General features: G+C 66.5%; 22 protein-coding genes. 3 read left to right on the top strand and 19 right to left on the bottom strand.

What is annotated here, in order from left to right:
• Window positions 1-29: 29 nt before the first annotated feature.
• On the bottom strand, window positions 30-1,427 hold the full coding sequence (locus CG716_RS01370) for an amidase (RefSeq protein ID WP_094475957.1): 1,398 nt from the start codon (window positions 1,425-1,427) through the stop codon (window positions 30-32).
• Window positions 1,428-1,969: 542 nt separating this feature from the next.
• On the bottom strand, window positions 1,970-3,466 hold the full coding sequence (locus CG716_RS01365; protein WP_094475955.1) for a class I adenylate-forming enzyme family protein: 1,497 nt from the start codon (window positions 3,464-3,466) through the stop codon (window positions 1,970-1,972).
• A gap of 77 nt (window positions 3,467-3,543) precedes the next feature.
• Here CG716_RS01365 and CG716_RS01360 point away from each other — a divergent pair, with 77 nt between their 5' ends.
• A complete protein-coding gene (locus CG716_RS01360) occupies window positions 3,544-4,209 on the top strand; it encodes a class I SAM-dependent methyltransferase (protein ID WP_094475651.1) in 666 nt (221 codons plus the stop codon).
• 56 nt (window positions 4,210-4,265) lie between these two features.
• Here CG716_RS01360 and CG716_RS01355 read toward each other — a convergent pair whose 3' ends face one another.
• From CG716_RS01355 to CG716_RS01345, 3 genes are all read right to left on the bottom strand, one after another.
• On the bottom strand, window positions 4,266-6,401 hold the full coding sequence (locus CG716_RS01355) for a 3-hydroxyacyl-CoA dehydrogenase NAD-binding domain-containing protein (protein ID WP_094475649.1): 2,136 nt from the start codon (window positions 6,399-6,401) through the stop codon (window positions 4,266-4,268).
• Window positions 6,402-6,410: 9 nt separating this feature from the next.
• Entirely contained in the window at window positions 6,411-7,622 is a 1,212-nt protein-coding gene (locus CG716_RS01350) for an acetyl-CoA C-acetyltransferase (RefSeq protein ID WP_094475647.1), read from the bottom strand.
• Between the two features lie 119 nt (window positions 7,623-7,741).
• Window positions 7,742-8,392: a C39 family peptidase gene (locus CG716_RS01345; RefSeq protein WP_234817658.1), complete on the bottom strand. Its 651-nt coding sequence runs from the start codon at window positions 8,390-8,392 to the stop codon at window positions 7,742-7,744.
• 74 nt (window positions 8,393-8,466) lie between these two features.
• Here CG716_RS01345 and CG716_RS01340 point away from each other — a divergent pair, with 74 nt between their 5' ends.
• Complete coding sequence (locus CG716_RS01340) at window positions 8,467-9,681, top strand: pyridoxal phosphate-dependent aminotransferase (protein ID WP_094475643.1); 1,215 nt, start codon at window positions 8,467-8,469, stop codon at window positions 9,679-9,681.
• On the opposite strand, the gene CG716_RS01335 is transcribed toward CG716_RS01340, so the two are convergent.
• Genes CG716_RS01335 through CG716_RS01280 form a run of 12 tightly spaced genes read right to left on the bottom strand, consistent with a single transcriptional unit; the run spans window position 9,655 to window position 21,833 of the window.
• Window positions 9,655-10,569: a TIGR03564 family F420-dependent LLM class oxidoreductase gene (locus tag CG716_RS01335; protein WP_094475641.1), complete on the bottom strand. Its 915-nt coding sequence runs from the start codon at window positions 10,567-10,569 to the stop codon at window positions 9,655-9,657. The two genes, CG716_RS01340 and CG716_RS01335, sit on opposite strands and share 27 nt — an antisense overlap.
• Window positions 10,570-10,609: 40 nt before the next feature.
• Window positions 10,610-11,062 carry an SRPBCC family protein gene (locus tag CG716_RS01330; RefSeq protein WP_094475639.1) on the bottom strand — a complete coding sequence of 151 codons (453 nt, stop codon included), beginning with the start codon at window positions 11,060-11,062 and terminating at the stop codon, window positions 10,610-10,612.
• A 57-nt stretch (window positions 11,063-11,119) separates the two neighbouring features.
• Complete coding sequence (locus CG716_RS01325) at window positions 11,120-12,202, bottom strand: CaiB/BaiF CoA transferase family protein (RefSeq protein ID WP_094475637.1); 1,083 nt, start codon at window positions 12,200-12,202, stop codon at window positions 11,120-11,122.
• A 14-nt stretch (window positions 12,203-12,216) separates the two neighbouring features.
• Window positions 12,217-12,660, bottom strand: a complete 444-nt coding sequence (locus CG716_RS01320; RefSeq protein ID WP_094475635.1) for an SRPBCC family protein — start codon at window positions 12,658-12,660, stop codon at window positions 12,217-12,219.
• A gap of 48 nt (window positions 12,661-12,708) precedes the next feature.
• On the bottom strand, window positions 12,709-14,163 hold the full coding sequence (locus CG716_RS01315) for an MCE family protein (protein WP_094475633.1): 1,455 nt from the start codon (window positions 14,161-14,163) through the stop codon (window positions 12,709-12,711).
• A gap of 1 nt (window position 14,164) precedes the next feature.
• Window positions 14,165-15,286 (bottom strand): MCE family protein, encoded by a 1,122-nt coding sequence (locus CG716_RS01310; RefSeq protein ID WP_094475631.1) that lies wholly within the window; start codon window positions 15,284-15,286, stop codon window positions 14,165-14,167.
• A complete protein-coding gene (locus CG716_RS01305) occupies window positions 15,283-16,596 on the bottom strand; it encodes an MCE family protein (RefSeq protein ID WP_094475629.1) in 1,314 nt (437 codons plus the stop codon). Before CG716_RS01305 ends, CG716_RS01310 begins: the two co-directional genes overlap by 4 nt.
• 2 nt (window positions 16,597-16,598) lie before the next feature.
• The gene (locus CG716_RS01300; protein WP_094475627.1) at window positions 16,599-17,930 is read right to left on the bottom strand and encodes an MCE family protein; all 1,332 of its coding nucleotides are present in this window, start codon (window positions 17,928-17,930) and stop codon (window positions 16,599-16,601) included.
• Entirely contained in the window at window positions 17,927-18,955 is a 1,029-nt protein-coding gene (locus tag CG716_RS01295; protein WP_094475625.1) for an MCE family protein, read from the bottom strand. Before CG716_RS01295 ends, CG716_RS01300 begins: the two co-directional genes overlap by 4 nt.
• Window positions 18,952-20,244: an MCE family protein gene (locus tag CG716_RS01290; RefSeq protein ID WP_234817657.1), complete on the bottom strand. Its 1,293-nt coding sequence runs from the start codon at window positions 20,242-20,244 to the stop codon at window positions 18,952-18,954. Before CG716_RS01290 ends, CG716_RS01295 begins: the two co-directional genes overlap by 4 nt.
• Window positions 20,245-20,298: 54 nt before the next feature.
• Window positions 20,299-21,150, bottom strand: coding sequence for an ABC transporter permease (locus CG716_RS01285; protein ID WP_094475621.1), 852 nt, complete (start codon window positions 21,148-21,150; stop codon window positions 20,299-20,301).
• The gene (locus tag CG716_RS01280) at window positions 21,147-21,833 is read right to left on the bottom strand and encodes an MlaE family ABC transporter permease (RefSeq protein ID WP_234817675.1); all 687 of its coding nucleotides are present in this window, start codon (window positions 21,831-21,833) and stop codon (window positions 21,147-21,149) included. Before CG716_RS01280 ends, CG716_RS01285 begins: the two co-directional genes overlap by 4 nt.
• A gap of 359 nt (window positions 21,834-22,192) precedes the next feature.
• Between CG716_RS01280 and CG716_RS01275 the strand changes: the two genes are divergently transcribed.
• Complete coding sequence (locus CG716_RS01275; RefSeq protein ID WP_094475619.1) at window positions 22,193-22,546, top strand: UBP-type zinc finger domain-containing protein; 354 nt, start codon at window positions 22,193-22,195, stop codon at window positions 22,544-22,546.
• Here CG716_RS01275 and CG716_RS30030 read toward each other — a convergent pair.
• Entirely contained in the window at window positions 22,429-22,836 is a 408-nt protein-coding gene (locus CG716_RS30030; RefSeq protein ID WP_165773982.1) for a hypothetical protein, read from the bottom strand. The genes CG716_RS01275 and CG716_RS30030 overlap by 118 nt on opposite strands.
• Window positions 22,837-22,891: 55 nt before the next feature.
• Entirely contained in the window at window positions 22,892-23,284 is a 393-nt protein-coding gene (locus tag CG716_RS01270; protein ID WP_094475617.1) for a nuclear transport factor 2 family protein, read from the bottom strand.
• Between the last annotated feature and the right edge of the window lies 1 nt (window position 23,285).

The following is a 23,285-nucleotide window of genomic DNA, read 5'->3' as shown; positions in this document are numbered from 1 at the left end:
CCGACTCTACGGCCGAGCGCCATCCACGACTAGAGCGGCGGCGGCTGCCAACCCCCGAACACCGCTTCCAGGTGCGCCGCTACCGCCAGCGCCGTGGCGTCTTGCCAGGGCCGGGCCGCGATCTGGACTCCGATCGGCAGGCCCTCCGCCGACGTTCCGCACCGGACCACGACGGCAGGCCAGCCGGTGAGGTTGTGCGCCATCAGGTGGGAGAAGTCGCTGATCTCGACCAGCCCGTGGTGATGCGGCTTGGCCGGAGCGGGCATAGCCGGCCCGATGATCACGTCATAGTCGGCCATGAACGACAGCATGTCGAGACGGAAGGTGTCGATGTCGACGAGTCGGCGCCGGGCCTCCGACAGTGTGAACTCGATTTCGCGGGCCTGCCGCAGGAATTCGGCGAGTTCTTCCGACGGTTCGGTGGCGCCCATCGCAGCGAGGTCCGCCTCGAATCCCTCGCCCCGATCACCGCCGAGAAAGACTGACTCCCAGAGTAATTCGATGGTTCTGTTCAAGCATGCGGGCTGATCCCAGCGGACGGCGGCACCGGCGTCGGCGACAGCCTGTGCTGCTGCGGTGACGACCGCGGCGACCTTGGCCTGCGGCGGGGAAATGCCGTCGATGAGGTAGGTCGCCACCCGCAGTGAGGCCAGGTCGACGCCGCCGGGGTTGCCGACCGGCGCCGCCGCGGCGTACGGATCGCCGAGATCCGGGCCGGCCATGATGGACAGGCCCAGTTGCAGGTCGGCCACCGAACGGGCCAGCGGCCCATAGCAATTGAAGGGGCCGAAGATCCCGAGGGCGTCACCGAAGACGCTGCCGGTCCTGGGGATCCGGCCGTGCGTGGGTTTGAGGCCGGCGATACCGCAGTTGTGCGCCGGCTGCCGGATGCTGCCGCCACCGTCGGAGCCCACGCTCAGCGCCGCCCCGCCGGCACTGATGAGCGCGGCCGACCCGCCACTGCTGCCGCCCGGCGTGCGCGCACTGTCGAAGGGGTTGGTGGTGCGCCCGTACAGATTGTTGTTGGATTCCCCGCCGCGGCCCATCTCGGGCACATTGGTCATGCCGAGCACGATGGCGCCCTCGGCACGTAGCCGGGACACGGCGGTCGCGTCGCGGTGGGCCACCGCCCGCAGCGCCGGACTGCCACCCGAACAGACCAGCCCGGACACCAGCATCACGTCCTTGACGACCACGGGCAGCCCGTGCACCCGGCCGAGCGGTTCGCCCCGCGCGACCCGCTCGTCGGCGTCGGCGGCGGCCCGCCGGCAGATCTCGGGGTCAGCGGCGGCGACGAGCGCGTTGAGTCCGGGGTTGACGGCGTCGATCCGGGCCAGATGGGCGTCGAGGACCTCCCGGCAGGGCACCTCACCCGTGGACATCAGGCGGACGAGCTCGTGGGCGGGCAGATGACAGAGGTCGGCCATTTCGCCATCGTGATACGCGGCGGGCGCGACTTCCTCGGTTTCACCGAAGAAGCCGCGCCCTGACGGCAATCGGCCCCTCCCATATGGGAGGGGCCAATGCTCCCCCTCGCCTCCTCATTCCCCTGGCGTAATTCCCATCACACCGCAAAACCTAGCTGAGAGCAAGCTGAGATGGAGCAGTTCAGCAAAAATTTCTTGACACTTAGGCAAATGAGCCTCGGACGAGCGGCGAGTTTCCTGCTTTTGACATATCTCTAGTTCAGGGCCACTTTCCCAAAATTGCGGCGGCGGCAAATCGCATGCCATCTCAGGGACGGGGCAATTCGGCCAGCAACTCACATCTTCAAGTAACGACCCGCACAACGCACGAATATTTGCCCAATTCGCCAGAGCCGACATTTGTCGCAGCTCATGCTGCGACTGAAGTTCGCATAGCGGATTTGCGATTTTGCGGCGGCCATCCGGCGCCACGCTTCAACCGTCATGCCGGTCGCCACTCGGTACCCCACGGCCCTGGCAATGACCCGGGAGGGACCTGCCGCCTAGGTCGTGCCGGCGGTGTACAGGGCAGCCACGTCCCGCAGCGCAACCTTGAGCGATTGAGTCCGCGGCAACTCCGGTAGGACGACCACCGCGACGGGCACGCAGTGCTTGGGAAGCACGTCGCGGATCAGCCCGACGAGATCGGCAGGGTCGGGCGCGGGGCACCCGGCGACCGGCTCCACCGCGGCGAACGGCACCTCACCGAGCCGGGCATCGGGAACGCCGACGACCGCCGCGTCCCGCACCGCGGGGTGGGCGACCAGCACCCGGCGAACCGTCTCCGGCAGCACCTTGAAGCCGCCGCGATTGATCGCCCCGTCCGCCCGGCCATGCAGCGTGATGAAGCCGTCGGCGTCAATGGCGGCGAGGTCGTTGGTTCGGATCCAATCCGGACTCACCAACGCAATCCTGGCTTCGAGGACCCCCTGCTCACCTGTCGGCACCTCCGCGCCGCTGTCGGGGTCGGTGATGCGAACCTCGGTGCCCGGCAGCACGCGACCGGAACTGGCGCGCTTGGCCGCGCCGAACTCCCGGTAGAGCTCGGGCGTCCACGTGCACACCGAGCCTGCGAATTCTGTTGCGCCATAGGCCAACAGGACTGGAATTCCGTAGCGCTGTTCGAAAGCGTCCCGAATCTCGGGGTCCAGGGGCCCGGACGCACTGATCACGTAGTCCAGCGAGGCGAGGTCGTCGCGCGGCAGGTCTGCGTCGAGCAGCATGCGGACCGCCGCGGGCTGCAGTCCGCACCGGCCAATCCGGTAGGTTTTCACCACCCGCACCCATTCGGCGACGCTGAATTTCTCCAGTAGGGCAATCCGCTTCCCGATGTAGGCACCGGTGATCAGCTGGCACACGCCGCCGATCCCGCCGAGCGGCCAGTACATCAGCTCCGGCGGGTCATCGGAGGATGCACCGCCGAAGGCCACGCTGTACACGGTGTGCTCCAGCACCGAGGCGGGGATCGCATGCCGCTTCGGGGGCCCGGTGGTGCCGCTGGTGAGGACCTGAAGGCCGGTGGAGCCGTCGCGGCCCGCCGCGCGCAGCCCCGGCGACACCCGGTCGGCACCCGAAATGAGTTCGACCACAGGCGGTTCCAGAGAAATGGAGATACCGACCGTGCCGGTGCGGCGGGCCGCCGCGACCACCGGCTCGGTCCAGTCCTCGCGATCAGCGACCACCGCGGCCAGTTCCAGCGCTTCGATGTCGCGGCCGATCGACTCCGCCGACTGGAACGAATAGATCATCGACACCCACCGGCCCGCACCGAGCAACCCCACCACCGCAGCCGCAAGGGGTGGCCGGTTGCGGGCCACCACCCCTACTGCCGCGCCGTCGGCGACACCTGCCGTACGCAACGCGTTCTCGATCGCGTCGGCATAGGCGGCCATCTCAGAGCCGGTGTACCAACGGCCGCCGAACTCGATACACGGCCCGTCGCCGTACCCGGCCAGGCTGGCGGCCAGCGTGCTGCTGATCGTTGCGGCGCCCTCACTCACCCGCCCCACGCTAATCGTGGCCGTGACAGGACACGCCGGGTGGGCAATAGTAAGGGTTACCTAACTTAGGAGCGTGAATGACGACGACATTCCTCGACTCGGTGTTGCGACGAACCCGTGCGGGCATCGGCACCTTTCCCTATCCACATCAGGCGGCGGCGCTGCTGGACAACCCCTGGCGCCGAAAGGTGGAGAAACCCGCCCACTCGATCGACGTAATCGAACTGGCCGGTACCGAACACGTTCTCGAAATCGGTCCCGGCGCAGGGTATTTCAGCGTTGAACTTGCCAGCCGCCTGCCAACAGGGAAGCTGGATCTCTTCGACATCCAGCCCCAGATGCTGGCCAAGGCACGGCGCAAACTCGAGGTGGCCGGCCACCACGACGTCGGTTATACGGCCGGGCAAGCCGGTGCGCCACTGCCGTTTCCGGCTGGCACATTCGACGCCGCGTTCCTGGCCGAGGTCATCGGCGAGGTGCCCGACAAGCAGGCCTGCGTGCGCTCGCTGGCGGTGGTCCTCAAACCGGGCGGCAAGCTGGTGTTCCATGAGGCGTTCCTGGACCCCGACCGGCTGAGCGTCGCCGAACTGCGGGCACTGTGCGAGCCGGCGGGGTTCATCCTCGATCGGGCCGAGCGATCCCGGTGGAAGGACATCGTGCGCTTCCGCCGCACAACCGTATCGAGGAGCTCGAAGGCGATCACCAACTTAGACGACACCAACACGGTCATCCAGAAGGGCTGACGCGAAAGGCCCGGAGAGACGCGACGTCTCTCCGGGCCTTTCGTCGTACAGACGAACTAGAGCAGCGACGCCGGCGGGTTGAACCGATCGCCGTACTTGGCCGCCAGCTCCTTGGCCCGCGCCACGAACCCGGCCTTGCCGCCGTGCGGGTAGCCGACGATCAGCTGCGCGGCGCCACCGGTCCACGGCGGAAAGCCGATGCCCATGATGGAGCCGATGTTGGCGTCGGCGGTCGTGGTGATGACGCCCTCGTCGAAGCACTTCTGGGTTTCCAGTGCCTCGGCGAACAGCATGCGGTCGATCATGTCCTGCAGCGGCGGGGTCGACGCGCCGGACTTGAAGGTCTCCCGCAGGCCCGGCCACAGACCGGTGCGCTTGCCGTCGACGTACTCGTAGAACCCGGCACCGGAAAGCCTTGAGGGACGGCCGATTTCGATCATCTTCTCAACGACCGCCTCGGCCGGGTGCGGCTCGTAGGTGCCGCCCGCATCCTCGACGCCCTTGCGGGTGGCCAACGCGATCTTGTGCATCAGCTCGAGGTTCAGCTCGTCAGACAGCTGCAGCGGCGGGGCGGGGTAGCCGGCTTGGCTGCCCGCGTGCTCGATCGACGCCGGCTCGACACCCTCACCGAGCATCGCCAGCGCCTCGTTGACGAAGGTGCCGATGACCCGGCTGGTGTAGAAGCCGCGGCTGTCGTTGACCACGATCGGGGTCTTGCCGATGGCCAGGGTGTAGTCGAACACCCGGGCGAGTGCTTCGTCAGAAGTCTTCTCGCCCTTGATGATCTCGACCAGCGGCATCTTGTCGACCGGCGAGAAGAAGTGGATCCCGATGAAGTCCTCTTGGCGCTTCACTCCACTGGCCAGTCCGGTGATCGGCATGGTCGAGGTGTTGGAACCCAGGATCGCGTTGGGCTCGACGATGTCTTCGATCTCCTGGAACACCTTGTGCTTGAGTTCCTGGTTCTCGAAGACCGCCTCGATGACGAAATCGACGCCCTTGAAGTCGGCGGGGTCACCGGTCGGGGTGATCCTGGCCAGCAGGGCCGCGGACTTCTCGGCCGTGGTCTTGCCACGCTCGACGGCCTTGGCCTCCAGCTTCTCGGAGTAGGCCTTGCCCTTCTGCGCAGCTTCCAGGCTGACATCCTTGAGTACCACGTCGAAACCGGCCTTCGCCGAGACGTAGGCGATGCCCGCGCCCATCATGCCCGCGCCCAGCACGCCGATCTTGGTGATCGGGGTCTTGCCGATGCCGTCGGGCCGCGAGCCACCGGAGTTGATGGTCTGCAGGTCGAAGAAGAACGCCTGAATCATGTTCTTGGCGATCGGCCCGGTGACCAGCTCGGTGAAATAGCGGCTCTCGATGCGGCTGGCGGTGTCGAAGTCCACCTGCGCGCCCTCGACGGCCGCGGCCAGGATGGCCCGCGGTGCCGGCATCGGCGCGCCCTTGAGCTGCTTGCGCAGCAGCGACGGGAACGACGGCAGGATCGCTGCCAGCGCCGGGCTGGCCGGGGTGCCGCCGGGCATCTTGTAGCCCTTGGCATCCCACGGCTGCACATGCGAGTCGGGGTTGGCCTTGATCCAGGCCTTGGCGGCGGGGACCAATTCGTCGACGCTGGAGACGAGTTCGTCGACCAGGCCGTTGTCCTTGGCGGCCGACGGCTTGAACCGGGTGCCCTGCGAGAGCACGTTCACGAAGCCGTTCTGGATGCCGAGCATCCGGGTGATGCGGGTGACGCCGCCACCACCGGGCAGCAGACCGAGGGTGACCTCGGGCAGACCGATCTGAACGCCCTTGACGTCAGCCACAATTCTCCGGTGACAGGCCAGTGCGATCTCCAGGCCACCGCCGAGCGCGGCGCCGTTGATGGCGGCGACCACCGGCTTGCCCAGGGTCTCCAGAGCGCGAAGGTCGCGCTTGATCTCCTCGACCTCGGCGAAGATCTCGCCGGCGTTCTCCGGGCCTGCGGTGATCATGGCCTTGAGGTCGCCGCCGGCGAAGAAGGTCTTCTTACCGCTGGTGATGACCACACCGGTGATCGAATCCTTCTCGGCGACAAGACGTTCGACCGCCTTGTGCATGGATTCCTTGTAGTGCTCGTTCATCACGTTGGCCGAGCCGGTCGGGTCGTCCAACGTCAGCGTGACGATGCCGTCGGCATCCTTGTCCCAAGCGATCGTGTTCTCTGCCATGACTTTTCCTTAAACCCTCTCGATGATGGTGGCCACGCCCATGCCGCCGCCGATGCACAGCGTGACCAGGGCACGCTTGGCGCCGCGGCGCTCCAGCTCGTCGACCATGGTTCCGGCAATCATCGCTCCAGTGGCACCCAGCGGGTGGCCCATCGCGATCGCGCCGCCGTTGACGTTCAGCTTTTCGTCGGGGATGTTCAGGTCCTTCTGGAACTTGAGCACCACCGAGGCAAAGGCCTCGTTGAGCTCGAACAGGTCGATGTCGTCGACGGTCAGCCCGGCGCGGTCGAGCGCCTTGAGGGTGGCCGGGGTCGGGCCGGTCAGCATGATCGTCGGCTCGGCGCCGCTGGTGGCGGTGGCCACGATGCGCGCCCGCGGGGTCAGCCCCTGGGACTTGCCGGCAGCCTCGCTACCGACGAGCACCAGTGCGGCGCCGTCGACGATGCCGGAGCTGTTGCCGCCGGTGTGGACGTGGTTGATCTTCTCCAGCCAGTGATACTTCTGCAGCGCCACATCATCGAAGCCGGCCATCGCGGCCAGACCCTCGAAGGCGGGCTTGAGCTTGCCGAGGCTTTCCACCGTGCTACCGGGCCGCATGTGCTCGTCATGGTCGAGGATCACCAGACCGTTCTGGTCCCGAACCGGAACCACCGACTTGGTGAAGTAGCCGCCCGACCAGGCCGCCGCCGCCCGCTCCTGAGAGCGCTCCGCGTAGCGATCGACGTCCTCGCGGGTGAAGCCCTCCAAGGTCGCGATCAAGTCGGCGCTGATGCCCTGCGGCACGATGTAGTTGTCGAACATGGTGGCCGGGTCGGTGAACATCGCACCGCCGTCCGAACCCATCGGCACGCGGCTCATGGACTCGACGCCACCGGCGATCACCAGGTCGTCCCAGCCGGAGCGCACTTTCTGCGCGGCAGTGTTGACAGCCTCGAGGCCGGACGCGCAGAAGCGATTGAGCTGCACACCGCCGACGGTTTCGGGCATGCCGGCCGCGATCACCGCGGTGCGGGCGATGTCGGCACCCTGGTCGCCGACCGGGGAGACGCAGCCCAGGATGACATCGCTGATCAGGGTCTCGTCGAGGTCAGGGAAGCGCGAGCGCAGCTCGTCGATCAACCCGACGACCAGATTGAGGGGCTTGACCTCGTTCAACGAACCACCGCGCTGCTTGCCGCGCGGTGTGCGGATGGCTTCGTAAATGAAGGCTTCTTCGGACATGTGTGTTCTCTCCAGGTCCTATTCGGAATTGGGCGTGACGATCCGTCGTTCGACGGTAGTCCTCTGAACGCGAAGCTTAGCAAGCCCGCCCAACCGGATGGTTGGGCGGCTGGTCGGTGTCAGGCCGCGGTGACGATGATCGAGTCGTTGGAGGTGTCCCAGGCCTTCATGAAGGTGGGCACGGCGACCTTGGTGTTGGCCTCGTCGGCGCCGGGGTCGTTGAGGTGCACGACGTTCTTGTTCGCGTCGACCCCGGTCACCACCACGAAGTGGTCGGCCGCGGTCCGCTGGTCATGGGTGTCCCAGATGAGCGCGGAGTTGACGTAGGCGATCACCTTGCGGCGGGCGCCGAGGTACTGCTCGAGGGCATTGAGCCCGGTCGCCTCGGGTCCAGAGGTATCGCTTTCGACCGCTTTGATGCCGTAGTGCTTGAGCAGGACCGGCAGGTCGCCGACCGAGATGCCACCGGTGTTGGGGGCGTAGATCTTGGTCCCGGGGTTCATCTCCGACGGTGTCTGCTCGGCCACCATGAGGATTTGGGCCTCAGTCGGCCGGTCACCCTTGAGTTCGCCGACGATATCGGCGACCGACATCGCCCCGCAGTTGTCTTCCAGCGATTGGGCCTGCCAGTACGGCGCGGCCGCAGCGGGGTCGCCATAGACGCCGCTATCGGACCCGGACGGATCGGCGAAGGCGGTGCCGCAGCCCAGCACGATTGCCAGCGCCGTTACGAGAGCTACCACGCTCGATCGCCACAGTGATCCGACCACCCGCAAACCGTAACCACAATTGACGAGCCCGCAGATCATCTGCGCTGCGAATCTCCTGGGTAGGCTCGCCGGCTATGACGGGTCCCAATACCGCCGGCCGCCCGGCTCCGGTGTCACGACTGCAGCCTTATGCGGTGACGATCTTCGCCGAGATGTCGGCGCTGGCCGCACGCATCGGCGCGGTGAACCTCGGACAGGGCTTCCCCGACGAGGACGGCCCGGCCGGCATGCTCGAGGTGGCACAGAAAGCGATCGCCGAGGGCGTCAACCAGTACCCGCCGGGGCTGGGCATCCTGCCACTGAGGGAGGCCATCGCCGCCCAGCGCAAGCGGCAGTACGGCGTGGAGTACGACCCGGAGACCGAGGTGCTCGTCACCGTCGGCGCCACCGAGGCGATCGCGGCGGCCGTGATCGGCTTGGTCGAGCCAGGCTCGGAGGTGCTGCTGATCGAGCCGTTCTACGACTCCTATTCCCCCGTCATTGCGATGGCCGGCTGTCATCGGGTGCCGGTGCCACTGGTGCCCGACGGACGCGGCTTCGCCCTCGACGTCGACGCGCTGCGCGCCGCGATCACGCCGAGAACCAGGGCGCTGATCGTGAACTCGCCGCACAACCCCACCGGCATGGTGCTCTCCGACCGCGACCTGAACGCGCTGGCAACCCTTGCGGTCGAGGCCGACCTGCTGGTGATCACTGACGAGGTCTACGAACACCTGGTCTTTGACGACAAGCGGCATCTGCCGCTGGCCGCCTACCCGGGCATGGCCGATCGCACTGTGACGATTTCGAGTGCGGCCAAGATGTTCAACTGCACCGGCTGGAAGATCGGCTGGGCCTGCGGGGCGCCGGACCTGATCGCCGGGGTGCGGGCGGCCAAGCAATACCTCAGTTACGTGGGTGGCGCCCCGTTCCAGCCCGCCGTGGCCTACGCGCTGAATTTCGAGGAGGCCTGGGTGAACGCACTGCGCGATTCGCTGCAGGCCAAGCGCGACCGGCTGGCCGCGGCGCTGGCCGAGCTGGGCTTCGGCGTGCACGACAGCGCGGGCACCTACTTCCTGTGCGCCGACCCGAGACCCCTGGGCTACTCCGACAGCACCACGTTCTGCGCGGAGCTGCCGGAGCGCGCCGGGGTGGCGGCGATTCCGATGTCGGCATTCTGCGATCCGGCCTCGCCTCACATCGGACAGTGGAATCACTTGGTGCGCTTTGCTTTCTGCAAACGCGACGAGACCCTCGACGAGGCGATCCGGCGGCTGGGCGCGTTACAGGGCGGCCGCGACCTCCCATAGCCCCTGCGGTGGCGTGTCCTGCGATCGCAGCGGGCTCAGCACGAGATCGGTTGCGCCCGCGTCGAGATAGGTCTGCAACTGTCGCACCACACTCTCGGGCGTCCCGACGGCGGCAAGGTCGGCGACATTGTCGAGCCCCTCGCGGGCAATCACCTTCTGATACGACGGAATCGCGGTATAGAACTCGAGTTCGGCGGCGGCCACCTCGCGCCCGGCAGCTTCGTCGCCGGTGATCAGCACCGGCACCGCGGCGATGACGCGGGGACGCGGCCGGCCCGCCTCGGCGGCGGCCTTGCCGATGACGGGCACGATGAATTCGCCGATGGTGCGCGGCCCGGCCAGATACGGCAGGGTCCCATCGGCTAGTTCGCCGGTGACCGCCAGCGCCTTGGGGCCCATCGCCGCCACATAGACCGGCACGGGGGTGCCGCCCGGCACGGCGACATCCCACTCCGGGGCGGCGGACAGTTCCGCACCGTGGAAATCGACTGCGCCAGTGTCGAATACAGATCGCAGCACGGTGAGGTGTTCACGCAGCCGGGCAATGGTGTTGGGCCAGGCCTGCCCGAAGGCCACCCGCTCGGGTGCGTGAGCGCCCAGGCCGAGGCCCAGGCTGAAGTGGCCGTGGCTGGCCGCCTGCGCGGTCTGGGCCAGCGACGCGATGATCAGCGGGTGGCGCGGATTCACCGGCACCACCCTGGTTCCGACGCCGAGGCCGGGTACCGCGGCGCCGACCACCGCGGCCAACGCGATGGCGTCCAGGTCGAAGCGCTGGGCGAACCAGACCTGGCGAACTCCTGCGCCGTAAGCGCCTCGGGCCTGGCGGATGACATCGTCCACGGCGTTGTCGGCGTCGGGATTCGGTAGCAGCACAACTGAAGTTGTCATGCATCAGCCCAACACCTCTGCGACCCGGAGCCATTCCGATCTATTCGGGCTGAAGCGAACCCTTGCCGGCCAGCACGTAGTGGCGCAGCCCCTCGGTCGCGGCGGCAAGCACCGTCTTCTTGGCACGCTTGACCAGGAAGTGCGGCAGCGGTGTGGACGGTTCCAGGGTGAGGTCGAACCGAACGCGGGTCGACTCCCCCTCCCGGCACAGGGTGTATTCGCCGTGTTGGGCGTGCTGTTGCGGGGTCCGGTCGGCGTCCCATACCACCCAGTCGTGTCCCCAGTGGTATTCGAGGACCTCGTGGTCGACCAGCCCCAGCAGTTTGACGGTTACCTTGACCAGTCGCGGCCGGCCGTCGGCGTAGCGCGACACGACATGGGCATGCTTATGGATCGACGACCACGTCGGCACCGCCTCGATATCGGCGAGCGCATCGAGGATGGCCTCCGGCGGGGCGTCGATCACGATCTCGCGCGATGCCCTTACCGCCACATCAGCAAACGTAACGACCCAGCGTCGCGCTGTTGGGGTTTCGGCTCAGTTCCTCGGCTACCAGTTGATGTCGGTCAGCGGTGTGGTGCCCTGCGGCGGCGGCCCGACGGTGCCGGGAGCGCTGCGGGAAAACCGGGGCGCCGGCGCGGCCTGTTGCGTGCCGTCGATGTCAATGACGGTTCGGCGCGCCAACAGATGTTCGTTGGAAGCGGCCTCGGTCCAGCTGAGCACCGGGGTGACGCAGGCGTCGGTGCCGGCGAAGATCGCCGTCCACTCGTCGCGGGTCTTACTCGCGAACGCGAAAGTGAACAGCTCCCGCATTTCGGGATAGTGGGCCACATCGAGCTGGTTGGGCACCGCGTCTGCCGCCAACCCGAGTCCCGCGAGCAACTGGGCGAAGAACTGGGGTTCGATCGCGCCGACGGCCATGTAGCCGCCGTCTGCCGTTTCATAAGTCCGGTAGTAAGGCGCGCCACCGTCGAGCAGGAACGACTCGCGCTGGTCCTTGAGCGAGCCGGTCGCCTTCATCGTCCACATCATCTGCGCCAGCACGCTGACCCCGTCGACCATCGCGGCGTCGATCACCTGGCCCTTGCCGGACTTCTCCCGTTCGTAGAGGGCGGCGACGATGCCGATCAGCACCAGCATCGAGCCGCCGCCGAAGTCGGCGACGAGGTTGAGCGGCGCCACGGGTGGACGGTCGCGGTACCCGATCGCGCTCAGCGCACCGGTCTGCGACAGGTAGTTGATGTCGTGGCCGGCGGTCGAGGCCAGCGGGCCGTCCTGACCCCAGCCGGTGATCCGGGCGAAGATCAGCCGCGGGTTGACCGCCGCACATTCGGCTGGCCCGATGCCGAGGCGCTCACAGGTGCCGGGGCGAAAGCAGTCCAGCAGCACGTCGGCTTTCGCGGCCAGGCCCAGCAGCACGTCGGGCTGGGATTTGACGTCCAGATCCACGACCCGCTTGCCGCGGTGCATGAGGTCGACGTTCTCGGCCGGCATCGTCAACCCCCCAGCGGGCCTGCGTAGCCTGACCACGTCTGCACCGAGGTCGGCCAGGATCATGCCGGCATGCGGCCCCGGTCCGATCCCGCCGAGCTCGATCACTCTCACCCCGGCCAGGGGTCCGGTATTCGTCACGGCCGTAAGGTAACTCAGCCGCCCTTCTTGACCTTCAGCACCTGCTTACGCAGGCCGTCGGTGGCGGTTTCCATCGCGCCTTTGATGGTGCGCTTGACCACGAAACCGGGCAGCGGAACAGCCAGGTCGATGGACAGGTCGAAGCGCAGCTTGGTCGCGTCACCGTCGGGAGTCAGCGTGTATTTCGCGTCCTGGGCACGCAATTGGCCGGCCTTGACCAGCGTCCAGCTCACGACGTTGTCGGCCCAGGTGTACTCGACGATCTGCTCGTCGGTCAGGCCCGCCGCCTTGATCTTCATCTTGACCTTGTGCGGCCTGCCGTTGTCGTAGGCCTCCAGGACCTCGGCACTCTGATACTGCGGGGACCATGTCGGGGTCGATGCGACGTCGGCGATGACGTCCAGAATTTCGTCGGCGCTTGCCTCGATCACGACCTCGCGGGAATCTTTGACTGCCATGGCGTGACCATAGCGAGGCGAGCGCGTCGGCGGGAAGGTATTGACTCGTTATGAGCCCGGCGGCGCCAGCATCGACTGCCACGTCTTGTTCCCCGGGTGGGCCAGGTCGCCCTCGGTGTAGCGCTTACCGTCGGGCCCGACGTAGCCACCGGTGGCCGGGTCGTACGGGACGAACGCGACCGGTGGCGCGGCGCCGGTGCCCTGCGGCGGTGGCAGCCGCGGATCGGCGCCCGGCGGGTACTGCGGCACCCCCTGGCCGGAGAACGTGGCGTTGGGGTCGCCCTTCCAGTTGAACCCGTCGTTGAGCGGCACGTAGTTCTCGTTGCTTTCGCACATCTCGATTGTCGGGGCGCGCTTGGCCGGATTGTTCTCGCACGGAATGTTGCGCACGCCACGGACATTCATGTCGGAGTCCTGTGGGATCCGGCAGTACAGGTCACCGGCGGGACGCTCCGGGTAGTCGGTGTCCGACGGTGAGCGCTGCTGTTGGACCGGCAGGAAGCCGGTGTTGCAGGGCGGCGGCAGGTTGAGATTCAGGTTGAAGTCGAGGTAGATGCCCCGGTATGACTGCTTGACTCCCGAGTCGGCGACCGCGATCGCCTGCATCACGGAGGTGCCCTGCGGGAACAGCACCAGCAGCTGCTCGATGTCGTTGCGGTAGGTCACCGCGATGTCACCGAGGCTGACCAGGTTGGCCAGCAGCAAAGGCAGGGCCGGTGAGACCCGGTCGAACAGTGCCTTGCCCTCGTCCAGGGCCGGCCCGCCGGTGTTGAGCAGATCGGCGAACGCGCGGTCCTGCGCCTTGAACTGGCCGGTGATCGACGCCATGTGCGCGGCCCAGGTGGCGATCGAATCCGAGGTCTGCACCTGGGAATTGAGAACCGGTGGCGTCTGGTCGATCAGCTCGGTCAGCGGCCCGACGGTCTTGCCGCCTTCGATGGCCAGCGCCGTGGATCCGTCGACGATGCGGGACAGTTCGGGACCCAGCCCGCCAACGGCGGTGGCCGCCTCGTCGACGACCGTGCGTAGGTTGTCCTGCGGGATCGCTTGCAGCGCTGTGTTGGTGGCGTCGAGCAGTCTTCCGATGTCGGGCGGGGTCTGAACTTCGGCGGCGGGGATGACATCACCGTCGCGCAGCTTCGCATTCGCCCCGGGCTGCGGGGTGAGTTCGAGGAACTGTTCACCGACGGCCGAGCGGCTGTGCACCGCCGCCGCGACGGGCCCGGGAATCGGTTGGCCCGAGTCCAGTTTCAGCACCGCTCGCACCCCGTCGCGAGTGACGTCGATCGATTCGACCCGGCCGACCTCGGTGCCGCGATAGGTCACCACCGACGTCGGGTACAGCCCACCCGAGGTGGGCAGGTCGACCGTAACGGTGTAGCGGCCGATGCCCAGCAGCGCTGGCACGTTGACGAATCCGAACGCCATCACCCCGACGGAGATGATGGTGACTGCGCCGAGGATGGCCAGCTGGGTCCAGACCTGTCGCGACAACCGCAACACCTCAGTACCCCCCGAAGTGGTAGGGAGCGATCAACGGATTGTTCGCCGTGTACGGGCTGGGCATCTGGCCGATGGTTCGGCCCCACTGCATTTCGAGTTCGGTCAGGTTGCCTTCCCACCTGGTGCCGGTGAACAGGCTGCTGTCGATGCGGCTCAGGGTCAGGTCGATGACCAGGGTGATGTTGGCGAAATCACCGCGAAACCAGTTGGGGATGGTGCTTTTAACCCACGGATAGGTGGAAAGGAAATCGAGGCCCTTGGTCAGGGCAGGGCCGGCGTTCGCCAGTTCGCGCAGGACCGGGGCGATGTTGCGCAGGTTGTCCACCAGCGACTCCTTGGTCTGGTGGACAGTGTCGGCGGCGATGGCACCGAACTTGCCGAGTGCGTCGATGGCGTTGGCCAGCTTGGTGCGCGAATCGGCAAGCACCGCAAGCGCTTGCGGGATCGTGGTCAGCGCGTGATCGACAGTCTGGTCCTTGGCTGCGACCTGACCGGCCAGGTTGTTGAGCCGTTCGGTGGCGGTGATGATGTCGTCGGTCTGCGTGTTGAGCTGATCGGTGAACGTATCCAGCTGGTGCAGCAGGCTTTTCATGTCATCTTCACGACCGGACAGCGCGGTGGCAAAAGCCTGGTTGATCTCCTGCAGCTGGCCCAGACCACCGCCGTTGAGCAACACCGACACCGATGCCAGCGTCTGCTCGGTGGTCGGATAGGTGCTGGCCCGCGACAGCGGGATCAGCGAGCCGTCCTTGAGCTCCCCGTGCGGCGGCTCGTCGGTGGGCGGAGCCAGTTCGATGTGCTGGGATCCCAGCAGGCTGGTCTGGCCGACTTTGGCGGTGCTGTTGGCCGGCAGGTGGATATCGCCGTCGATACGCATGGTGACCAGGGCGTGCCAGTCCTGGACTTCGATCTTGGTGACGTTGCCGACGTTGACGTCGGCGACCCGCACCCGGGTGTTCTGCTGAATGGTCGTCACGTCGGGCAGCTGCGCCTGGATGGTGTACGAGCCGGGCCCGGTACCGGTGGTGCCCGGCAGGCTCAGCGAATTCAGTCCGCGCCATTCGCATCCCGAGATCGCAGACAGGCACACCACCCCCAGAATGAAGGCCACCAGCCGCCTCATGGTGAGCCGCCCGGTGCCATCAAGCCGACGAGACCCTGACCGGGATCGGTCGGGGTGGCCGGAGCAGGGGGTGCTTCGGCAGCCAGCGCACCCGCGCCGTCGGTGGGCGGTGGTGCCGGTGCGGCCGGCGGCAGGTTCGGGTTGAGTCTGTCTTCGCTATACGTGATCTCATTGGGGCGCGCCGTCGCTCCGACAAAGGGGTTCACACCGAGCGGCGGGTAGTTGTACTGCCGGTTCTTGATGATCGGCGCCAGGTACTGCGTGCACAGCTTCGCGGACTGTTCGGCACCTTCGCGCGACGCGGCCTGGATTGAGCTGCAGATGAATTGGACGGTGTCGGCGAAGTTCACCGGCGCCAGGATCCCGGTGATGGCGCTTTGGGCGGGCTGATAGATGTTGGTGAAATTCTGAAAGACGGTCGGCGCGATGTGCAGTGCCTGCTTGATGTCGCCGCGGCTGGCGTTGAGCGCGGTGGTGATCGCGTTGAGGTGGTCGAAAGTCTGCCCGAGGCCTTCTCTGTTGTCGGCGACGAAGCCGCGCAAGTCATTCACCGCACCGTCGAGCCCGTGGGTGGCGTTGGCGATCTCGTTGGGCGAGTTCGACAACACCGTGGTGACGTCGGCGAGGTTGGTGTTGAACGAGGCCAGCAGATCACTACTGGAGGACAACGCGGACACCAGCAATTGCAGGTTGCGCACCGTGCTGAAGATGTCGGTGGCGTGATCACCCAGCGCCGACGCGGCCTGGGAAAGCTTGATCACGGTGTCGCGGGCGGTGTCGCCCCGCCCGCGCAGGTTGTCGGCGGTGGTGTTGATGAATTCACCCAACGTGCTCACGCCGCCCGGGGTGGTGGGCTGGAGTGTGTCAGTGAGCTTTTCCAGCTGCCGGCGCAGGTCGTCCCATTCGATGGGAACCGCAGTGCGCTCGATCGGGATGCTCGCCCCGTCGGCCAGCGCCGGGCCGCTCGAGTAGGCCGGAACCAGCTGGATGGCCCGGGCCGAGACCAGCGACGGCGACAGGATCGCCGCCTTGACGTCGGCGGGCACCTTGTACTGGGTGTCGACGGAGAAAGTGACCTTCGCCGAATTCGGTTGTGGCTCGATCTTGTCCACGGTGCCGACCGCGACACCGAGGATACGGATCTCGTCGCCGGTGTACAGACCGTTGGTGTTCGAGAAGTAGGCAACGTAGCTGTTGCGGGCGACGTGCCGACCCCACGGAGTGGCCACGACGACGATGGCGGCGGCCAGAGCCACCACCAGGCTGATCCCGGTGATGATCTGAATGACGCGGCGATGGCGGGTGAGCATCGTCAGTTCCCTCCATCGGTCGGGGGTACCGGCGGGACAGTCGGCGGCGGCAGTTCACCCGGCGCGGGCCCAAGCGCCGGCGGTCCCGGCGGCGGCCCGCCGGGCGGCGGCGCGGGCAGCGGTTCCCGATACGGATAGCGGCCCGGGAACTGCGCGGGCAAGTTGGGGTCCTGGTTTCCGGTGATCGCATCGGGCAGTGTGAGATTCGGCTCGCCGCCCTGGCCGGTCCGCGGGAACGGCACCGGCAGTGGCGGGGTTGCGGGCTGGCCGACACCAGGTTCGACGAGTTGGGACGGCAGCAGAGTAGCGGGGTCCAGCCCCAGGTCGGAGAATGCGGCGTCGATGAACGGCTGGGAGAACTGGCCAGGCACGAGATTGACCAGTGAGGCCTTGAAGAACGGTCCCGATCCGAGCACCTCACCGAACGACATCGCATAGCGCCGCAACAGATATAGCGTGCGCTGCAGCTCCTTCTTACGGTTGTCCAGGATCCCCAGCACACCGTTGAGCTTGTCGACGGCGGGCTTGAGCTGGGTGCGGTTGTCGTTGACCAGACCGGAGATTTGTGCGGACACCGCGGTCAGGTTGCCCATCAACGCGTCGAGCGACTGGCGCTGGGAGAGCAATTCGACCAGCAGCGCATTGGCGTTGGCCACCAACTGGGCAATCTGATCACTACGTTTGGCCAGCACCGCGGTGACCTTGTTGGCGTTGGCCAGCAGGTCGCGCAGCTTGGCGTCGCGGACGTTCAAGGTATCGGAGAAGCGTGCCACACCCTCCAGCGCGAGTTTCAGGTCGGGCGGGGTGTCCTTGAACGTGTCGGCCAGTGTGGTGAGCGCCGAAGACAACTGCGTGGCGTCGAGGCCGCTGATTGTGGTGGTGAGGTCCCCCAGGGCATCGGTGAGATCGTAGGGAGACTTGTTGCGTTCCAACGGAATCGGACCGGCCAGCGACCCATCGCCGCGCGGGGTCAGCTCCAGGTATTTGGTGCCGAGCACGGTTTCTGTCTTGATCGCAGCCTCGGTGCGGTCGCCCAGATCGACACCGTCGCGCACGGTGAAGTCCACCAGCACCTTGGTGCCCTGCAGCTTGATATCGGAGACCCGGCCCACGCCGAGTCCGGACACCCGCACGTCGCTACCGGTCTTGATGCCGCCCGCATCGGCGAAATAGGCGGAATAGTCCGACGTCCCCTTGATGAACGGGATCTTGTCGTAGGAGAAGACGGCGACCACCAGGGCGACCACAACGAGGACCCCGACGATGCCCACGGTCAGCCGGTTTCGTTCGGCCAGCGGCTTGAACTTCGGGCGCTTGAGGGTGATTCGGCTCATTTGGGTGTGCACCGTCCGGTGTCTTGGCCGGCGAGCTTGACGAACACGGGCTGCCCGCCCTTGCCGTTGAGCTTGAGGATGGCGTCGCAGAGGTAGAAGCCGAAGTAGTCGCCGTATAGGCCGTTGCGCGACAGCACCTGATACGCATCGGGCAGCGTCTTGACCAGATTGTCGACGTAGTCGTGGTCAGCCATCACCTGGCCGGCGAAACGGTCGGTCTGCACCACGGTGTCCTTGATCGGCTGGCGTGCGGCGGTCAGCAGGTCGGCGACCGACCCCGCGGCGGCGTTGATGTAGGCCACCCCGTTGCCGATGTCGGTGCGGCGGTCGGCGAGTCCCTGGACGAGCTGGGAGAGCTTGTCCAGTCCGGTCGCGAACTGGTCGTCGCGGGCGGCGAAGGTGCCCAGCACGGTGTTGAGGTTGGTGATGACCTGTCCGATCAGCTGGTCGCGGCCGGCCAGTGTGGTGGTCAGCGCCGATGTCTGGGCGAGCACTGAGGAGATGGTGCCGCCTTGACCCTGGAACACCCGCAGCAGTTGGCCGGACAGCGCGTTGACCTGGTCGGGGTCCAGTGCACGGAATAGCGGCCGGAATCCGCCGATGAGTGCGTCGACGTCAAGGGCCGGCGAGGTGCGGGCGAGCGGAATAGTCTGCCCCGGTTGGAGTTTGCGTACCGATCCCGGCCCCTCCTCCAGGGACAGGTACCGGTCGCCGATCAGGTTCTCGTAGCGCACCACTGCCCGGGTGCCCTCGGTGAGCTGCAGGCCCTTGTCGATGGCGAAGTCCACGGTGACCGTGCCGTCCTTGTGCAAGGTCATGTCACTGACCTTGCCAACCTCCACGCCGGCGATGCGGACGAAGTTGCCGCCCTTGAGCCCCGACACGTTGGTGAACACCGCGCTGTACCCGGTCCGGGAGTCGAAGCGGAACTGCCCGAACACCGTGACGAGGACGAACATGAAGAGCAGGCACATCGCGCTGAAGAGCACCACGCGGGTTACCGAGCGAACCGTCTTTGATCTCATGGCTGCCCTCCGGGCGGCGGCGGGTTCAGCGGTGTGCCGTCCGGCGCGAATTCAGGTGCGCCGTAGGCGGGTTGACCGGGGTAGGTCGGCCAGGGACCGGGTGCCGGGCCGCCCGGGTAGCGGACCTTGGGATCTTCGGGCACACCTTTGGTGGCCGGGAAGTAGTTCGCGATGCCGGGGAAACCGATGCCGGGGTTGGGCCGGATATCCAGGCCCGTGCCGAAGCCGGTGTCGGTGACCAGATACTTGACCGGGAAGTTCTTGCTGGCGTCGGGCAGCGAGCCGCAGCTCGGCTTGCCGCCCGGGCCGCCCTTGGCGTTGACGACAGGCAGATTGTCCGGGAAGCGATAGGGGTCGTCGCCGGCCAGCAGCGCCGCGTCCATGATAACCGATTTTCCGTTGCCGCCCATGGCATCTCGACCTCCGTGGTCGAGGAACCACTGGGCACCCTGAAAGAGGCAGGTGTAGGTCGGCGAGTACTTCATCAAAAGGGCCGTGGTGGGGTCGAGGAGATTCATCGCACGCACCAGGTTGGGTTCGTTGGTTCCAATGGTGTTGATTCCCGACTGGGAGAAGCCGACCGCGGACAGCAGCAGGTTGTCCAGCGCACCGGCGTTGGTGGTGAGCGTCGCGCTGGTGGTGGTGAAATTGTCCAAAATCGACAGGATGTCCTGCGCCGCATCAGAATACGCCTGGGTGGCCTTCCCGAATAGCTGCCAGTCTTTTTGCACGGTCGGCATTCTCGGGTTCACGGCGAGCAACACGGTGTTGGCATCGGTGATGGCCTGGCCGATCCGTTCACCCTTGCCACGTACAGATTCGGAAACCGCCGACAACACCGCGTTCAGTTTCGCCGGGTCGACCTGGCGCACCACCGACTGCAGGTTCTCGAAGACGGTGTTCACCTCGACGGTCACATTTCGTGAGCGGACGACGGCGCCGGGTTTCAGGGACCCGGTGCCGTCCGACGGGATGATGAGGTCGACGTATTTGGCGCCGAAAGCGGTGCTCGACTTGATCTCCGCTTCGACGTTGCTCGGCAGGTATTGGAATGGACCGGGATCGATCTTCAGATTGAGGGTCGACAGATTGATGCCGTCAGCACCGCGTTGCGTACCGATCGAAGAAACCTGGCCGATCTGGACGCCGCGCAACTTGACCTTGGCGCCGTCCTCCATGACCAGGCCGGCGCGGTCGGAGATCAGGGTCAGGGGAACTGTTGTGCGCAGTGCGCCGGTGAACAGCAATGCCGTCAGCGCAGTGAGCGCCGCGATCAACAGGATGAGCACCGGGGCCCACCAAATTGGATCGATCCTGCCCCGCCGAGGTGTAGTGGCCACTGCTCACCCCGACAGGTGGAAGTTGCCGGACTGCCCGTAGACGGACAGTGAGATGGTCAACAGGATGAAGACACCGGCGGTGATGGACGTGCGCACCGCGCGACCGACCGCCTCCCCGACACCGGCCGGGCCGCCGGTGGCGGTGTAGCCGTAGTAGGTGTGGACCGACATCACCGCGGCGGCCATGGCCAGCGCCTCGACGAACGACCACAGCAGATCGGTCGGGTGCAGAAACGTCGAGAAGTAGTGGTCGTAGACGCCGCGGGACTGGCCGTAGATGATCGTCGTGCCGAACCGGGTGGCGAGGAACGACATCAGCACGGCGACGGTGTAGATCGGGACGACCGCGATGATGCCGGCCACGATCCGCGTCGACGCCAGATAGGTGACGGCACGGATGCCCATCACTTCCAGTGCGTCGATCTCCTCGTTGATGCGCATGGCACCCAGTTGTGCGGTGGCGCCGGCTCCGATGGTCGCGGCCAGTGCCACACCCGCGGTCGCCGGGGCGATGAACCTGACGTTGAGGAAAGCCCCGAGAAACCCGGTGAGGGCTTCGATCCCGACATTGGACAGGGTGTTGTAGCCCTGCACGGCAATCAGGGCGCCGGTGGACAACGTGAGGAAGCCGACGATGACCACGGTGCCGCCGATGACCGCCAGCGCCCCGGTACCCATGCCCATCACGGCGATCAGGCGCAGCACCTCGGCCGGATAGCGCCGAATGGCGTCGCCGGTGGCGGCCAGGGCGTTGCCGTAGAACGCGGTCTGCTCGCCCAGCTTGCGGGTGGTGTCGACAGCGCGCTGGTACACCTGGGATACGGGCGATCCCGCGTCGCTTCTCGCTTGTGTCATGGCGCCACCTTCACGCCGAACGCCGTCGCCAGGATGTTGATCAGGAAGAGCGCCATGAACGCGAACACCACGGTCTCGTTCACGGCGTTGCCCACCGCGGTCGGGCCGCCACCCACGGACAGCCCCTTGTAGCAGGCGATCAAGCCGGCGGACAGCCCGAACAAAAAGGCCTTCGCCAGCGAGACGACCACCTGTGGCAGCCCGGTGAGCAGCGTCATCCCCGCGACGAATGCCCCCGGGGTGACGTGCTGGACGTAGACCACGAAGAAGTAGCTTCCGGCCAGCCCCACGACGGCCACCACCGAATACAGCATCAGCGCAACGAAAGTCGCTGCGATCACCCTGGGCACCACGAGAGCCTGGGTCGGGTTGACGCCGATGACCTTCATGGCGTCGATCTCCTCGCGGATGGTGCGGGCACCGAGGTCGGCGCACATGGCGGTAGAGCCGGCCCCGGCGACGACGATCGCGGTCACCACCGGACCGACCTGCGTCACCGACGCGAGCGCAGCCCCGGCACCGGACAGGTCCCCCGCGCCCACCTCCAGCAGCACGATGTTGAGCGTGAAAACGATGAGCACCGTGTAGGGAATCGACAGCACCAGCGTCGGCACGATCGACACCCGCGCCACGAACCAGATCTGGTCGAGCAGTTCCCGCCAGGCGAACGGCCTGCGGAACATCGCGGCGAGCGTCTCACCGACGAGTACGACGAAGTCCCCCACCGAGAAAACCGGCTTGGACCACGCGACGCTCACGGATGCGGGAGGGGTGACGAGCGGCGGGGCGAGGGCGGCGTCATCGCCGCCTCGCGCAAGCACCCCTCTGCGGATCCCACATGCAGTCCTCTCGTCGTCAAGCCTGAGGCGGACGCTAAGAGGGCGGAGATTAGCTGTCAACGCAAGGGGTTGCGCAGAAACTGTCGTCAATTCCAGGTATCGGCTGGTTGCCCCAACGCTTTTGATTTCACTCAGACGGATTAAATCGTCCCGAGCCGAAATCTTGCCGCGCGGGAGTTCCGGCCATCAGTAAGCTCACAGACATGGGTGAAGCGGTTGATCCGTCGGTACCACCGAGCGGAACCGGATGTGTCGAATGTGAAGCCGCCGGCGGCTGGTGGGTGCATCTACGGCGCTGTGCGGCCTGTGGGCACATCGGCTGCTGCGACGATTCGCTGATGCGGCACGCCGCCGCCCACTGGCGGGAGAGCGGGCATCCGATCATCCGGTCGTTCGAGCCGGGTGAGGACTGGTTCTGGGACTACCAGACCGACCAGTACTACGACGGGCCGGACCTGGCGCCGCCCGAGTGCCGCCCGTCGGAGGAGACCACGCCGGGCCCGCGGGGGCGGGTGCCGACCGACTGGATGGAAATCCTGCGCAACCGCGCCGACTGAGTCAGCGCGTCGGGGGCGCCGCGGCGGCGCACGCATACCGTCGCGCAGGCGTCGTCGGTCACCGTGCCGTCGTCGACGATGACGCGCTTCTTCCGCAGCACCGAACGGCCGCATGCGAGGAACGGAACCGGGGTCGCGGTGTCGTCGGGAGATATCTGAACCGAGTCGGCGAAGCGGGTCCCAACCTCAGCGGGCTCGAAGTGCACGGTGTAACGGATGGTGAAAAGCCAAGTGCCGTCAGGGCGCTGTTCCCCGCGGACGATCAGGGAGCCGTCACCGATCCTCGCCATACCTTAGATAGTGCGCCGCCCGACGGCCGATGCGCGGAAGCACACGCCGAGACTTCTACGCCAATCCGGCCGCGGTCATTTCCTTTTCAAATTCGACGCTCATCCGCTCAGCGAATGCGGTGACGGCCTTGAGCGGGCGCAGCATCACCGTGAACTCGTCGATGAGTCCGTCGTCGCCGACATGCAGGAAGTCGCAGCCGTTGATGTCGAGGTCGCCGACTTTGGCGGTGAACACCAGCGCGTGGTCGGCATCTCCTTCGTGGCCGATCTCGCGCACATAGGTCAGGTCGGCGAAAACCCGCGAGACCGCCCGCAGAATGACGCCTATCTGCTCACGACCCTGATACGGCTTGTGGGCGATCGGACTGCGGAAGACCACGTCTTTTGCGCACAGGGCGGGCAGGGCATCGAAATCACCGGCTTCGACGGCAGCGCGAAATGCATGCATG

The organism is Mycolicibacterium sphagni (assembly GCF_002250655.1).
In the GTDB taxonomy this organism is placed as follows: Bacteria; Actinomycetota; Actinomycetes; order Mycobacteriales; family Mycobacteriaceae; genus Mycobacterium; species Mycobacterium sphagni.
The sequence above is the reverse complement of the archived record's forward strand: the minus strand, read 5'-3'. Positions and strand labels throughout refer to the sequence as shown.